Annotated in this window: 12 protein-coding genes and 1 tRNA gene; 3 read left to right on the top strand and 10 right to left on the bottom strand. The window is 65.0% G+C overall.

The features are described 5' to 3' along the window. From pknB to TVC13_RS14055, 7 genes are all read right to left on the bottom strand, one after another. Nucleotides 1–1,943: Stk1 family PASTA domain-containing Ser/Thr kinase (gene pknB / locus TVC13_RS14085; protein WP_422401810.1), on the bottom strand; the 1,943-nt coding region annotated here is incomplete at its 3' end. A gap of 5 nt (nt 1,944–1,948) precedes the next feature. Further along, entirely contained in the window at nt 1,949–3,718 is a 1,770-nt protein-coding gene (locus TVC13_RS14080) for a protein kinase domain-containing protein (protein ID WP_422401809.1), read from the bottom strand. Further along, nucleotides 3,715–5,157, bottom strand: coding sequence for a peptidoglycan D,D-transpeptidase FtsI family protein (locus TVC13_RS14075; protein ID WP_422401808.1), 1,443 nt, complete (start codon nt 5,155–5,157; stop codon nt 3,715–3,717). Before TVC13_RS14075 ends, TVC13_RS14080 begins: the two co-directional genes overlap by 4 nt. After that, nucleotides 5,154–6,578, bottom strand: a complete 1,425-nt coding sequence (locus tag TVC13_RS14070; RefSeq protein ID WP_422401807.1) for an FtsW/RodA/SpoVE family cell cycle protein — start codon at nt 6,576–6,578, stop codon at nt 5,154–5,156. Before TVC13_RS14070 ends, TVC13_RS14075 begins: the two co-directional genes overlap by 4 nt. Further along, nucleotides 6,578–8,050 carry a PP2C family protein-serine/threonine phosphatase gene (locus TVC13_RS14065; protein WP_422401813.1) on the bottom strand — a complete coding sequence of 491 codons (1,473 nt, stop codon included), beginning with the start codon at nt 8,048–8,050 and terminating at the stop codon, nt 6,578–6,580. The genes TVC13_RS14070 and TVC13_RS14065 overlap by 1 nt, the downstream gene beginning before the upstream one ends. A gap of 44 nt (nt 8,051–8,094) precedes the next feature. Then, nucleotides 8,095–8,580, bottom strand: coding sequence for an FHA domain-containing protein FhaB/FipA (locus tag TVC13_RS14060; RefSeq protein WP_422401806.1), 486 nt, complete (start codon nt 8,578–8,580; stop codon nt 8,095–8,097). Further along, entirely contained in the window at nt 8,580–9,308 is a 729-nt protein-coding gene (locus tag TVC13_RS14055; protein WP_422401805.1) for an FhaA domain-containing protein, read from the bottom strand. Before TVC13_RS14055 ends, TVC13_RS14060 begins: the two co-directional genes overlap by 1 nt. Before the next feature lie 424 nt (nt 9,309–9,732). Between TVC13_RS14055 and TVC13_RS14050 the strand changes: the two genes are divergently transcribed. Beyond that, nucleotides 9,733–9,815 (top strand) — tRNA-Leu (locus TVC13_RS14050). A 147-nt stretch (nt 9,816–9,962) separates the two neighbouring features. Here TVC13_RS14050 and TVC13_RS14045 read toward each other — a convergent pair. Further along, entirely contained in the window at nt 9,963–10,322 is a 360-nt protein-coding gene (locus TVC13_RS14045; RefSeq protein WP_422401812.1) for a DUF5997 family protein, read from the bottom strand. 80 nt (nt 10,323–10,402) lie between these two features. Between TVC13_RS14045 and TVC13_RS14040 the strand changes: the two genes are divergently transcribed. Then, nucleotides 10,403–11,176 (top strand): LysR family transcriptional regulator substrate-binding protein, encoded by a 774-nt coding sequence (locus TVC13_RS14040; protein WP_422401804.1) that lies wholly within the window; start codon nt 10,403–10,405, stop codon nt 11,174–11,176. Between the two features lie 17 nt (nt 11,177–11,193). On the opposite strand, the gene TVC13_RS14035 is transcribed toward TVC13_RS14040, so the two are convergent. Both TVC13_RS14035 and TVC13_RS14030 read right to left on the bottom strand, forming a co-directional pair. Beyond that, nucleotides 11,194–11,964: a metal-dependent hydrolase gene (locus tag TVC13_RS14035; protein WP_422401803.1), complete on the bottom strand. Its 771-nt coding sequence runs from the start codon at nt 11,962–11,964 to the stop codon at nt 11,194–11,196. Nucleotides 11,965–12,070: 106 nt separating this feature from the next. Then, a complete protein-coding gene (locus TVC13_RS14030; protein WP_422401811.1) occupies nt 12,071–12,580 on the bottom strand; it encodes a gluconokinase in 510 nt (169 codons plus the stop codon). A gap of 160 nt (nt 12,581–12,740) precedes the next feature. Here TVC13_RS14030 and TVC13_RS14025 point away from each other — a divergent pair, with 160 nt between their 5' ends. Then, the gene (locus TVC13_RS14025) at nt 12,741–13,460 is read left to right on the top strand and encodes a FadR/GntR family transcriptional regulator (RefSeq protein WP_422401802.1); all 720 of its coding nucleotides are present in this window, start codon (nt 12,741–12,743) and stop codon (nt 13,458–13,460) included. Nucleotides 13,461–13,465 lie beyond the last annotated feature (5 nt).

Here is a 13,465-nt window from a genome sequence, read left to right as displayed (position 1 = left end):
CCCCCCGCCGCGCGGCGCCCCCCGCCCACCCGCCCCCGGGGGGGGGCGGGCCCCCGCCGCCCGCCCCCCCCGCCGCGCGGGGCCCCCGGCGGGGACGGTGACTCTGAGGAACTTGGTGACGCGGACGGCGAGGGTGCGGGTGCCTTGGCTACGGTCAGGGTGATGGTGCTGCCCTGCGGCACGTCGCTTCCGGCCGGTGCGCTCTGCCCGGTCACGGTGCCGGGTTCAACAACGCTGTTCTCCACTTCCTCCACCTCGACTCCCAGCCCGTAGGCCGGATCGGCGAGGTAGGCCTTGGCCTCGTCCACCTTGGTGTCCACCAGGTTGGGTACGGTGACCTTGCCGGTGGAGAGAACCAGGTCCACGGTACTGCCCATCTGGACCGACGTGCCGATTCCCGGCTTGGTCTCGATGACACGCCCCTCGGGCACTGTGGGACTGTTGGCGGTTTCGGAATCCCCGCCCTGCAGGCCAAGCAGCCGCAGAGTGTCGCGGGCCTGTGCCTCGCTCATCCCCGGCAGCGTATCGGGAATCTGGACGGCCGAAGGGCCCTGGGAGATAAACAAAGTGATGTCGCTGTCCAGGGTGACGGTGCTGCCTGCCTCGGGCTCGGTGCCAATCGCCAGGCCTGACTCAACGGTGTCGCTGTACTGGGGCTCGGTTACCGGGGCGCGGAACCCCTGTTCCAGCAGCGCATTGATCGCTTCCGTCTGCGTCATGTTCTCCACCTGCGGAATGCTGGCTGTGGCAGGCGGCGGAGGCGGTTGGTTGGCCAGGCTGTAGACGAACACCCCGCCTGCGGCGAGCAGGAGGGCAACAGCCACAAACAGCGTAATTATCCAGGCGCGGCGGCGTCCGCGCCGTTCCTGGCTGCGGTCAGTGCCGGAGGGCACGGCCGGGGCTCCGCCCTCCTCCAGATCGTCGGCGGACATGCTGGTGAGCGGACCGCCCTCCAGGACACGAGCCATGGCCCGCGTGCGCGGTTCGTCTGCGGGGACCTCGGATGCCGCCGGCTGGCGCGGAACCACCTGGGTCGCTGCAGTCCGGTAAGGATCGGCGGTGCCGTTGCGGGCAGAGATGAGCGCGTCCCGGAAGTCGTGGGCACTCTGGTAGCGCTCATTCCGGTCCTTGGCCAGGGCATGATCCAGGACGGAATCGAGCGCCGGCGAAACCTCGGCATTAAAACTGCTTGCCTTGGGCGGGGCCTCCCGGACGTGCTGGTAGGCAACGGAAACCGGGCTGTCCCCGACAAAGGGAGGACGTCCGGCCAGCATCTCGAAGAGCAGGCACGCAGCAGAGTACAGGTCGCTGCGGGCATCGACGGTTTCGCCGCGTGCCTGCTCCGGAGAGAGATACTGGGCTGTGCCAATGACGGCCTGAGTCTGGGTCATGGTCGCCGCTGAATCGGCGATAGCGCGGGCAATGCCGAAGTCCATCACCTTCACATGGCCGTCGTGGGTGACCATGACGTTGGCGGGTTTGATGTCCCGGTGCACTATTCCGGAGCGATGGCTGTACTCGAGGGCCGCCAGCACACCAAGGGTGTAGTCGATGGCCTCGTCAATGGAGATGTCCCCGGACTTAATCAGGTCCCTCAGGGTGCGTCCGGAGACGTACTCCATGACGATGAAGGGAAGGCGCGCATCATCAGGTGATCCGCTGGCCGGTTCCTGGTCCCCGGTGTCATAGACAGAGACAATCGACGAGTGGTTCAGGCCGGCAACGGCCTGTGCTTCCCTGCGGAACCGTGACTGAAAGAGGGGATCCCGCGCAAGATCCGGGCGCAGCACCTTGATGGCCACGGCCCGGCCCAGCCGGGAATCGCGGCCGAGGTACACGTCCGCCATGCCGCCTCGGCCGATTAGTTCACCGACCTCGTAGCGACCGTCAAGGATCCGGTCAGTGTTCAGCGTTGGGTGTCCTTTCAGGAAGTCCGCACTCATGGTGTTCAGGGCCCGTCAGGGTTTGAGTTTCCCGCGGCGCTGGGCTCGGGCGCACCTGTGGAGACAACGATCCTGACTGTCGATCCCCGGGGTACGGTGGCGCCCTGCTGGGGGTTGACGCTGATGACCTGTCCGTCCGGAACATCGGCCGACGGCTGCCGGACGACGTCGGGAAGAAGACCCGCATTGACGATCTGCTGGCTCACGGAGGATTCAGGCTGGTTAAGCAGGCCGCCGGGCACGGTTACCTGTTCGGGACCGGAGGAATAGGTGATGGCGACGGCGTCCCCGCGGGAAAGCGTTCCCACCGGATTGACGTCCAGCACTGTACCTTCGGGCTGGTCTGAGGGCACGGGGTTGCGGCTGACCGCAAGGCCAAGGCTGCTCAGTTCCTGTGAGACCTCATTGACGTTCCGTCCCTGGTACTGGGAGGCGTTGATGATGATCTCCGGCTCCTCCTCCGCGGTGGGGCTGGCGGAAGTAGGTGACGGCGACGGCGACGGCGAGCTTGGCGTCGGAGAGGAACTGCTGCGCGTGGGGCTGCTTGAGACAGAAGTCGACGGCGACGTCTTCGGCTCGTTGTTCCCTGCGGGATCGGAATTCAGGTTCAGCACGATCGCGGCGATGATGCCGGCCAGTACGAGGGCCAGGACGATGATGACCGGGATCAGCCATTTCCGCCGCTTGGGCTGATCCTCGTACTCGCCGTCGTTGTATCCGTCGCTGCCGTCCCCGTCCACGTCCTCATCCGTCCAGTCGCGGGATGCCGCCAGGGAGCCGGTCTGGTCTCCGGCGGATACGACGGGCATGGCTGAGGTGGAGGGAGCAGTGTCTACCACTCTGGTGGCGGACGTGTCGCCCGGCATCGGCACCGGGGCGGTGACGGCGCTGGTCGCTGCGGTACCGCCGGACCCGAAGAGGAGCATTCCAGGGACGGCCTGCTCCGCTGCAGCGATGTCCCCGCGGCGGATGGCTGCCACGGCACGGGCGAGGGCTTCGGCGTCGGCCGGGCGGTCGGCGGGATCCTTGGCCAGCATGGACATGATCAGTGCCCGCACCGGCGCCGGGATGGATTCCGGAAGCGGCGGCGGGGTGTCATTGACCTGTGCCAGTGCAATGGCGATCTGGGATTCGCCGGAGAACGGGCGGGTGCCGGCCAGCAGCTCGTAGCCAATCACGCCCAGCGCGTAGATGTCGCTGGAACCGGTGGCCTGCTGTCCGGTTGCCTGTTCCGGGGCAAGGTACTGGGCGGTGCCCATAACCTGTCCGGTGGCGGTGAGAGGAACCTGGTCGGCAAGGCGCGCAATGCCGAAGTCAGTGATCTTCACCCGGCCGTCCGGCATGATGAGCAGGTTGCCGGGCTTGACGTCGCGGTGCACCAGCCCCTGGCGGTGGGCCACAGCCAGGGCGGTGGCGGTCTGGCCGATGATCGAGAGGGTCCGGTCCGGGGACAGTACCTTTTCACGCTCGATGGTGGTGGAGAGCGGCTGGCCGGGGACCAGTTCCATCACCAGATAGGCGGAGCCTTCTTCCTCGCCGTAGTCGAAGACGTTGGCGATGCCTTCATGGTTCAGCAGTGCCGTGTGGCGTGCTTCGGCGCGGAAACGGTTGAGGAAGCCGGGGTCGCCGGTGTATTCCTCCTTGAGGATCTTGATGGCAACGATCCGGCCCAGGACCAGATCCCGGGCCTTCCAGACCTCGCCCATGCCGCCGATAGCTATACGATCGGTCAGCTGGAACCTGCCGCCTAAGGTGATTCCCGAAGTAGGCCTCACTTATTCAACACCGCCTCTAGGAGTTTTTGCGCGCTTGGAGTGGTCAATTGGGATCCGGTGGCCAGGTCAACGTTTTCCATCACGATGGAAATGACCACCTCTGGGTCGTCTGCGGGTGCGAAGCCGGTGAACCAGGCGTTGTCGCCCCGGTCCTGGACTTCGGCTGTGCCGGTCTTGCCTGCAACCCGAACCCCGGGAATCCGGGCTGCGGAGGCGGTGCCGTTCTCCACCACGCTGACCATCCAGTCGGTCAGCTGCGCGGCGGTGCCGGGGCTGATCGATTCGTTCAGGACAGTTGGTTCGGGTTCGTCGATCACCGATAGATCAGGTGCCCGTACTGACTTGATCAGATTCGGGGTCATCTGTACCCCGTTGTTGGCGATGGCAGCGGAAATCATGGCGACCTGGAGGGGGGTGGCGGTCACACTGCCCTGGCCAATTGAGGACAGCGCCAGCTCGGCCTGGTCCTCAGTCGTGGGGAAGTTGCTGGCGGTCACCGGAGTGGGAATGCTGAACGATTCGCCGAATCCGAATTTCCGTGCCTGTTCGGCCAGCGCATCCTGTCCAACATCCCACGCAATCTGCGCGAAGACGGTGTTGCAGGACTGCTCGAGGGCGAACTGGATGTCCGCCTCGCTGCGGCTGGCGCATGAACCGTTGGTGTAGTTGGGCAGCGAGATGGTCGTTCCGGGCAGGGGAAGGGCGGACGGATTCGGAATCACCGAATCGGCATTGAACTTGCCGGTTTCCAGGGCCGCCGCGGCGTCGACGAGCTTGAAAGTAGATCCGGGAGCCAGCAGGGACTGGGTGGCCGGGTTCAGGTACGGGGACAAACCCGGAACGGTCAGCAGCTGCTCCATATTGGCGTTCGCGATCTCGGTGTCATGCCCGGCCAGCAGGTTTGTGTCGTAGGACGGTTTGGACACCATGGCCAGAATGTCTCCGGTCTTGGGATCCATCATCACGATCGATCCCTTCTGGCCCTCGGGAATGAGGTCGTAGGCAAGGCGCTGAAGCTGCGGATCGATGGTGAGTTCAACCGAGGCTCCCTCGGCCTGCGCGCCTGAGAACATCTGGACCAACCGGTCGTAGAACTGCTGGTCGCTGTTGCCCGTCAGCTCGTCATTCATCGCGAGCTCGAGCTGGTAGCTGCCCTGGGAGAGCGAGAAGAATCCCGTGAGCGCTGAATAGAGCTCTGGATCGTTGTAGACCCGCTGGTAGTTGAACTGGTCGTTCGAAGGCACTGACTCGGCGATCGGTACACCGTCAACCAGAATGGACCCCCGGTTCTGTCCGAAGTCCTGATACAGGCTGCGGCTGTTGATCGGGTTCTCATTCAGCTCATCTGCGGCAAAGAACTGCACGTAGGTCAGGGATGCGAGGATGGCGAGGAACATGGCCAGGGCCACGATCCAGCTGTTGCGGATTGCCTGGTTCATGCGCCTGTCACCTCAGTTCTTCCCTTGTCCCGTGTTTTTCCCTTACCGCCCGCTGGTGCTGTTGCCAAAGCGGGCTCCATATCCGTAAGCAGGCCGGTAGCCGCCGGACGCCGCGCGGCGTCGGAGATCATCAGCAGGAGGGCCACGATGATCCAGTTGGCCAGCAGCGAAGAACCGCCGGCGGACATAAACGGCGTGGTCAGGCCAGTCAGAGGAATAAGCCGGGTGACGCCGCCGATGACCACGAAACACTGCAGAGCGATCGTGAAGGACAGCCCGCAGGCCAGGAGCTTGCCGAAGCCGTCCCTGGTTCCAAGGGCGGCGCGGAAACCGCGCGAGACCAGCAGCACGTACATCAGGACGATCGCAAAAATGCCGATCAGGCCAAGTTCCTCGCCGAGGGCGGCAATGATCATGTCCGAGTTGGCATAGGTGACCAGATCCGGCCGGCCCTGGCCCAGTCCGGTGCCCGTCATGCCCCCGCTGGCGAGGCCAAACAGACCCTGAATTACCTGGTAGCTGCCGCCCGGGACCCGTTCGATCACCTCAGGATCGAAGGCGTTCAGCCAGCCGTCGATGCGCAGGGCAACGTGGCTGAAGAGCTGAACGGCAACAAAACCGCCGGCGGCGATGAGGGCCAGGCCGATCAGGACCCAGCTCACCCGGCTCGTCGCGACGTAGATCATGGCCATGAAGAGGCCGAAGAAGAGAATTGAGGAGCCAAGATCGCGCTGGAAAACCAGGACGCCGATGCTCACGGCCCAGGCGGCCATCATGGGCCCCATGTCCTTGAACCGGGGGAGCTGCAGCGGCCCCACCTTGCGTCCTGCGAGCAGGATCAGGTCACGGTTCGCGGATAGATACCCCGCAAAGAATATAGCGAGGGTGATCTTGGCAATTTCACCGGGCTGGAAGGTTCCGAACCCAAGGTGGATCCAGATCCGGGCTCCGTTGATTTCCTGGCCGATGGGGGCAGGCATCAGGGGCAGCAGGAGCAGCACGGCACTGACGATGAGTGAGATGTAGGTGTACCGCCGAAGGATGCGGTGATCCTTGATCAGGAACAGGACCCCAATGGCCGCCGCCACGGCCAGCGTGCTCCAGAGCAGCTGCCGGTCAGCGGCGTCGGTGCCTTCAGCGATGTCCAAACGGTGGATCATTGCCAGGCCTATGCCATTAAGGGCCGTGACAATGGGAAGTATTACCGGGTCAGCATATTTAGCCCGAAAGCGCAGCACGAAGTGGAAGGCCAGGACCAGTGCTACGAGGGTTCCGCCCTGGACCCAGAAATCGGAGTCGAAGGCACGGTCTTCGTCGATCCCCACCAGCATGTTCGCCCCTATGCCGACGGCGAGGGCCAATACCAGCAGGACGGCCTCGACGTTGCGCCGCGGCTTTGCCGGAGCTGCGAGTTCTGACATCACTGCTGCCCTCCACATGGATCGATGGCGGGAAGATCGTCCCCGTCTCCGGCTGCATCAAGTGCCTCCGCCAGAGGCGAAGGGGTTGCAGACGGGGCGGGCTCCTCCGGCTGCGGGCACAGGATTGCCTTGGCAGTGCCGCGCAGCTGGTCAACGATCTGTTCCGCATGCACCAGGTCCCTTGCCGGAACGGTGTCGTTGACGCGGCTGCGCCAGTAGGCCGGGAGGCTGTCCACCGGAATGTTGGTGGTTTCCGCAACCTGGGAGAGCTTGATGGGGCCCAGTGTCTGCGAGACGCCGTTGTAGATGGCAACGCGGTTGTCTGCCGAACCCACGTAGTAGCGCGTCTGGGTCCAGGCATAACCGACCCAGAGGACGGAGGCGAGCAGTGCAGCGATGACGGCCAGGACAACCAAGAGGATCCAGCGGCGGCGCTTGCGCGGCGGTTCAGGCTGCACCTCGGGAGTGCCGGCGTCGTCCGCTTTGTGCATCAGCAGCCGTGCTGCCCTGCGCTCAGCGGACCGCTTGGTGACAATGGGAATCTGCCCGGTTTCGGTGGCCAGCGAGGCGGCGCCGACCAGCAGGTGTGGCCGGGAGGCCAGGTCCCGGCGGATTACCTCGGCGCGCACAGGGCTGTCTGCCCCGCGTTCGGGATCGTCCTCCGGGGCGCCGTCCAGATCCGCGGAATCGGATGCTTCGGCAGCAGCGGCGCCTTCCGGTGCCGGCTCCTGAACAGCGGCGGTTCCCGCAGTGACGGGCGCCGGTTCCCTGACCGGGGCTGGAACATCCGCTTCGTCCGCCACTTCGATGATTGCCACGGTCACGTTGTCCGGGGAGCCGCCTGCCAGGGTGAGTTCCACAAGGGTGTCCACGGCGGTCTCAAGGTTTGTGGAGTCGCGCAGTACGGCTTCAATGTCGCTGTCCCGCAGGACGGCATTCAGGCCGTCGGAGCACAGCAGCCATTTCTCGCCCGGCTCTACTTCGAAAGTGGCCAGGTCCAGCTCGGGGCTGGCATCGACGTCGCCCAGGACGCGCATCAGCACGTTCTTATGCGGATGGACCTCGGCGTCTTCGGGCCGCAGCCGGCCTTCGTCGATGAGCCGCTGCACAAAGGTGTGGTCGACGCTGATCTGTTCGAAAACGCCGTCCTTGAGCCGGTAGGCCCGTGAGTCGCCGATGTGGGCCAGGGCAACACGCTCCCCCTGGAGGAGCATGGCAGTCACCGTGGTGCCCATGCCGGAGAGTTCCGGAGCAGTGGTGACCAGCTCGGAAAGCAGTGAATTGGCTGCCTGGATCTCGTCGGCCAGGACAGTGACGGCCTGGTCATCCAGGTCCGGGCGGTCCAGGTGGACCAAATCCAGCACGGTGGAAGCCGAAGCTACATTGCCGCCTGCGTGGCCGCCCATCCCGTCAGCAACGACAGCCAGGTAACGCCCAACATAGGCGGAGTCATCGTTCTTGAAACGAACCATGCCTACATCGGAGCGGGCAGCGTACCGAAGGACCAGGGCCACTGCTATGGCCTCAATTCAATGACTGTTTTGCCGATGCGGATCGGCACTCCGGGGTCAACGGGCTGGGCACGGGAAAGCTGGGAACCGCCGAGGAAGGTGCCGTTGGTGGACCCTAGGTCCTCAATGAACCAGCGGCTGCCCTGCGGGAAGAGCCGCGCGTGGCGGCCGGAGGCGTAGTCGTCTTCAAGCACCAGGGTTGCTTCCTGTGCACGTCCCAGCAGGATCGGGCTGGAAGCCAGATCCAGTGTGGTGCCGCGCAGGGGACCCTCAGTAACTACCATTTGGCGGGCCTGCACCTTCGCCGGCGGCGGTGCCTCACGCTCCAGGGCGGGATTCTTCCGCACCTGCCGGGCTGTTGGCGTGCCGGTGCGGTTGCGTGCGCCCAGGACCAGGTCCCGGCGGATAGCGCCGACCACACCAAGGACCATGACCCAGAGCAGAATCAGGAAGCCGTAGCGCAGCAGCGTCAGGGTGAGGGAACCGTCCATCAGCGTCCTCCGGAGCGGACGGGCAGCAGGCGGAAAATGATCCGCGTCCTGCCCATGGCAATCGTGGAGCCGTCAGTAAGAATGGTTTCCCCCTGGACTTTCTGGCCGTTGACATAGCTGCCGTTGGTGGAACCGAGATCGACCGCGCGCACCGTACCGCCGTCGGTCCGGATTTCCAGGTGGCGGCGGGAGACTCCGGTGTCGTCCACCAGGATGTCCGCTTCCGAAGAACGGCCCAGTACGACTGAAGCGGCGTTCAGTGAGTACCGCTGGCCGTCGATGTCCAGCACCGGCTGCATCCTGGAGGGACTTTGGCGCGGAGCAGGTGGCTGCGGGGTCCGGGTTCCGGAAGCCCGGGATTTTTCCGTGGCGGAATCGATCTCCAGCGAGCCGGGCTTCAGTGACGAGTCGCGGGTGAAGGAGACACGAACGGCGCCCTGCAGGGTATAGGACTGGCTGCGCGCGTGCTTGATGACGACGTCGCACAGCTCTTCAGCGAGCGGCGCGCCCCATTCCTGGGCACGGGCAAAATCTTCGTCGGAAAGGCGCGCGGTAAAGACGTTGGGAGCGAGCGTGCGCCCCTGTCCGAGCGTCATGGACTTCTCGTCCAGCTCGCGGCGGAGCGCAATGGCCAGTTCAAGGGGCTCAACGCGGCCGGAGGACCCGCTGGAAAAGGCGCCGCGGACCATTCGCTCAATACCGCGTTCAACGTTGTCGAGTAGGCCCATCTCCGCCTCCTTTCCCTGTTCTTGGAACTTTCCTGGCCTTGCCCCGTGCCTGCGTGCAGCCTGCTTTCCTGTCGGACAGCAGGCCGGATGCCGGTCGGGCAGGCGGTGTCCATTCCGATACTACTGGGGTCAGCTTGCAATTGTCTTAACACCCTAGCGGTGTCCCCCGACCAATCCCCGCGCTCCCCTGACGTGCAGATGTCCACTCGGCCCGGGCGGCCGGAGGGTGGTTTTGGTCCCGGAGGAGCACGAACATCCGCGGATTTCCGCCCCGGCGGGACGCTGCTTTGGTCTGTCTGAGGGCCGTTTAGGTGTTTCGGGAAAATGCCGGTATGCTTGATTCTGCTGTTCCCGAGGAATCGGGATGTGAATCTCACACTTTGGTGTGAGGGAATGCGCATCCGGAGCCGAGGGAGATCACTTTGCGCGAGTGGCGGAACGGCAGACGCGCTGGCTTCAGGTGCCAGTGTCCGAAAGGGCGTGGGGGTTCAAATCCCCCCTCGCGCACAAATAGAGAATCACCCCGGTCATTTGGCCGGGGTGATTTTTTTATGTGCTGCGGCCAGACGGCCCGGTCCGGAGTCAGCACTTCTTCCGTGCGCGGTGCACACAGGAGGTGAGCTGTACTGCCGACTCCGGACCGGCCGGGTGCTGCTAGCTGCGGGGTTTCCTGGCAGCTTCCTGCTTGACGCGCTGGTTTTCGGCGCGGACCGCCGCGAAGCTGGCGCGCTCGGCAACCAGCCATGCGGGCGGGGCGGCCAGCAGTTCGCTGATCTGCGCGGTGGTCAGCGGATCCGTGATGCCGCCGCGGGCGAGGCCGCCAATTGAGATGTTCAGTTTCTGGGCAACCACGGGACGCGGGTGGGGGCCGTTGCGCCGAAGCTCGGCGAGCCACTCCGGCGGGTTGGACTGCATCTCATCCAGCTGTGCGCGCGTTACGGGGTTGTCCTGGAACTCCTGCGGAGCAGCGGGAAGGTAGATGCCCAGCTTCTTGGCAGCCGTCGCAGGCTTCATGGACTGGGAAGATTTTTCGGGGGTCATAGATCAAGGGTATCCGCAGCCCCGGTGGAGCAGCGGTGGGCTACTGTGAACAGGTGTCCCAAGAGTCCCCGCAGCCGGCCCGCCCGGCAGTTCCTCCGCTGAAAATCTTTTACGTCCCCGGTGTTACCCCGGGTAAGTGGATAGCACGGTGGACTGATCGACGCGGGCGTGCGCTTCAAGCGCTGCAGGCAGATGAGACACAGGTGCTGGAAGACCTGCGCAGCGGTGCCGCAGACCTGGTTTTCCTCCGCATCCCTGAGGATGGATTCGAACGTCCGTCGGATTTGCATGCGATCCCGCTCTACCGCGAGCAGCCGGTCGTAGCGGCCGCGAAGGATCATCCGCTGTCCGCATTCGATGAGGTCCAAGCCACTGACCTGGCTGGTGAAAACATCATGGATGCCGGTGAGCTGGGAACAGCTGCAACTGCCCTCGAGGTAGTGGCGTCCGGGGCGGGCCTGCTGATCCTTCCCATGTCCGTGGCCAGGATCCACTCCCGGCGGGACGTCCTAACCCGCCCGGTCCACGGTGTGGCTGGAACCCGGATCGCGGTGGCATGGCTGCAGAGCACCGAGGATCCGGACGTTGAGGAGTTCATCGGCATAGTCCGGGGACGCACTGCCAACAGTTCCCGGCAGCCCTCGGCCCAGGGTGAGCCCTCGAAGAAGGTGCGCAAGAGCACAGCCAAGGCTCCGGCGTCGGACTCGCGGGCTGCGGGAGGCAAGGGCGCAGGAAAGCCGGGCAAGGCAGGTCAGGGTAAGCCAAAGGCAGGCAAGCCCGGTGCAGGCAAGCCCTCCCGGCGCAGGCCGGGGAAGGGCCGGGGCTAGGAAACACCCCCGTGCGGCTAGATCAACCAGCCGCGCAGCGCGAGGAACCCCGCCTCGATAACGCCGTAGATCGCGTAGACGGAAACCGGCACCATAATGGCCCATTCCCGCCAGGAGCCGGCCCGCCCAATGATCGGTATCGACAGGCATCCGCTGGTTTTCCAGAGCTTGGCTACAAACGGCATGGAGGCAATCCTCCGGGGCCGCTTAATCCTTAGCGGCCACAGGATCATCACCCCCTGATGGGTCAGCAGGTCACCGACGATGTGGACTGCAACACCCAGCCCCACAGCCAGCGGCAGCCAGCCGTTGTTCTCCGGTGCGTACAGTGCGATGAACAGCGAGAGCAGGACGGCCAGCAGCCAGCTGCGGCCGGCACCTCCTGCAATCTTCAGTGCCTTGAGTGCAAAGCCCATCAGCAGGACGGACAGCAGGCCCGCTCCGACCTCTATGGTGCCAAGCGCGCCAACCTCGGTGGTCAGCTCGCCCAGGGCTCCCGCCAGGGCAACAAACACGGCCAGTCCCAGAAGGGAATGTGTGCCGCGCCGGTGGCCGCCGCTGATCCGCTCCGTGATCCTGGCCAGAATCCTGGTGACCGGGGGCAGCGAGTTGGCGATTGTCCCGCTGTGGTGGTCCAGATCCGGCAGCAGCGCGGCTCCCGCGGTGAGCAGGGCTCCGCTGACGACTCCGAGGGGACTCACCGGATACAGGCCGAATGCGTAGGGGGCTGTTGAGGCTACGGCTACCCATGCCGCTGCGCCGCTCGCGGCGTGATGGCCACCCATCATGGTGTCTTGCTTTCCTTCCGGGCAGTCCAGATAAAGCCGGTGACCCGGCATACCCCTAATACTTCCAGCTGCCTCTGACATTGCCCGCCGGGCAGGCCCCGGACGGTTAGGAACCGGCCAGCAGAAGGCCCTGGAGTATTTGTGCGCAGATGTGGCCCGGGGCCTCGAGAAAGTCCACGGTGAGCCCGTCTTCGTCCGCATCCAGGGGCTCCAGGGCTTCCAGCTGGGAGGGCAGCAGGGACACCGGCATGTAGTGTCCGCGGCGGGTTTCCATCCGCTTGGCGAGTACATCGGGCGCACCGTCCAGATGAACGAACTGAACCCGTCCTTCGGCTCCGGAAAGGACATCGCGGTAGCTGCGCTTCAATGCGGAGCAGGCCACGATCGTGGAGCGTCCATTCCGCGCCTGTGTGCTCATCCAGCCGCGGATGGACTCCAGCCACGGCCAGCGGTCGTCATCGCTGAGCGGAACCCCGGAGGTCATCGCCGCAATGCTGGCGGCGGCATGGAACTCGTCAGCTTCCGCCGCAATCCAGCCCAGGTGCTCGGAGAGCGTGGTGGCGACGGTTGTCTTGCCGGATCCGGCAGCGCCCATGATGACTAAATGGCGGGGCACATGGTTCAAGTACTGCTCCTCAGGACGCCGTTGTCGAGCGAAGACGTGCGGGCACTTCGCCGGGAAGTCAAAGGTATCACCATAGGCTGGCGAGAGGCTGTGTCCAAAGCTACGCTGGGGGCAGCGGGCCCAGCCCCCGAAGCAACGTGAAGGACGTGCCTTGCAGGACAGAGTAGTTGTTGAGCAGGACCGCCCTGCCGCAGAAGTGATGAACAACAGGATCATTGAAGTGGTGGGCCGGGACATAGTGACCGGGGTGACCAGTCCCGGCAGCCGCCTCACCCTCGAGGGCCTGCAGGAGAAGTTCGGTGTCTCCCGGACGGTGGTCCGGGACTGCATGCAGATCCTGGAAGCCATGAACCTGGTGTATTCGAAGCGCCGGATCGGTCTGGTGGTCCAGGACCCCTCGCGCTGGAATGTTTACGACCCCCGGGTCATCGGGTGGCGGCTTTCCGGGCCGGGCAGAAGTGAACAGTTCCAGTCACTCACTGAGCTGCGGATCGCCGTCGAGCCACTGGCAGCCGCGGGGGCTGCGCGCCGCGCGTCCCCCGATCAGCGTGAGCGGCTGGTTCTGCTGTCCCGCCGGATGCGGGAGGCCGCCGCTGACCCGGAGGCGTTCCTTGCCGCTGACATTGCGTTCCATGCCCTGCTGCTCCAGGCCAGTGGAAATGAGATGTTCGCTGCGCTCAGCGAAGTGGTTGCCGAGGTGCTGTCCGGGAGGAGCAGGCAGAACCTCATGCCGTCCGGGCCCCGGCCGGAGGCGCTGGACGAGCATGAGGCGGTCGCAGCAGCCGTCGCAGCCAAGGATCCCGCTGCAGCCAGGGCCCGGATGGCGGACCTGCTCCTCGAGGTGGAAGACGCGATCCTCCACCACGAGTGATGCCG

This window comes from Arthrobacter sp. 3Tela_A (assembly GCF_049311025.1).
Taxonomy (GTDB): Bacteria; Actinomycetota; Actinomycetes; order Actinomycetales; family Micrococcaceae; genus Arthrobacter_B.
Note: the sequence above shows the minus strand (reverse complement) of the source record. Positions and strands in the feature narration are given on the sequence as shown.

Bases quoted from the DNA above. Each gene is read 5' to 3' on its own strand.
- TVC13_RS14055 (WP_422401805.1), bottom strand. From the start codon at position 9,308: ATGGGCCTACTCGACAACGTTGAACGCGGTATTGAGCGAATGGTCCGC.
- TVC13_RS14060 (WP_422401806.1), bottom strand. From the start codon at position 8,580: ATGGACGGTTCCCTCACCCTGACGCTGCTGCGCTACGGCTTCCTGATT.
- TVC13_RS14045 (WP_422401812.1), bottom strand. From the start codon at position 10,322: ATGAAGCCTGCGACGGCTGCCAAGAAGCTGGGCATCTACCTTCCCGCT.
- TVC13_RS14070 (WP_422401807.1), bottom strand. From the start codon at position 6,578: ATGTCAGAACTCGCAGCTCCGGCAAAGCCGCGGCGCAACGTCGAGGCC.
- TVC13_RS14075 (WP_422401808.1), bottom strand. From the start codon at position 5,157: ATGAACCAGGCAATCCGCAACAGCTGGATCGTGGCCCTGGCCATGTTC.
- TVC13_RS14035 (WP_422401803.1), bottom strand. From the start codon at position 11,964: ATGATGGGTGGCCATCACGCCGCGAGCGGCGCAGCGGCATGGGTAGCC.
- TVC13_RS14065 (WP_422401813.1), bottom strand. From the start codon at position 8,050: ATGGTTCGTTTCAAGAACGATGACTCCGCCTATGTTGGGCGTTACCTG.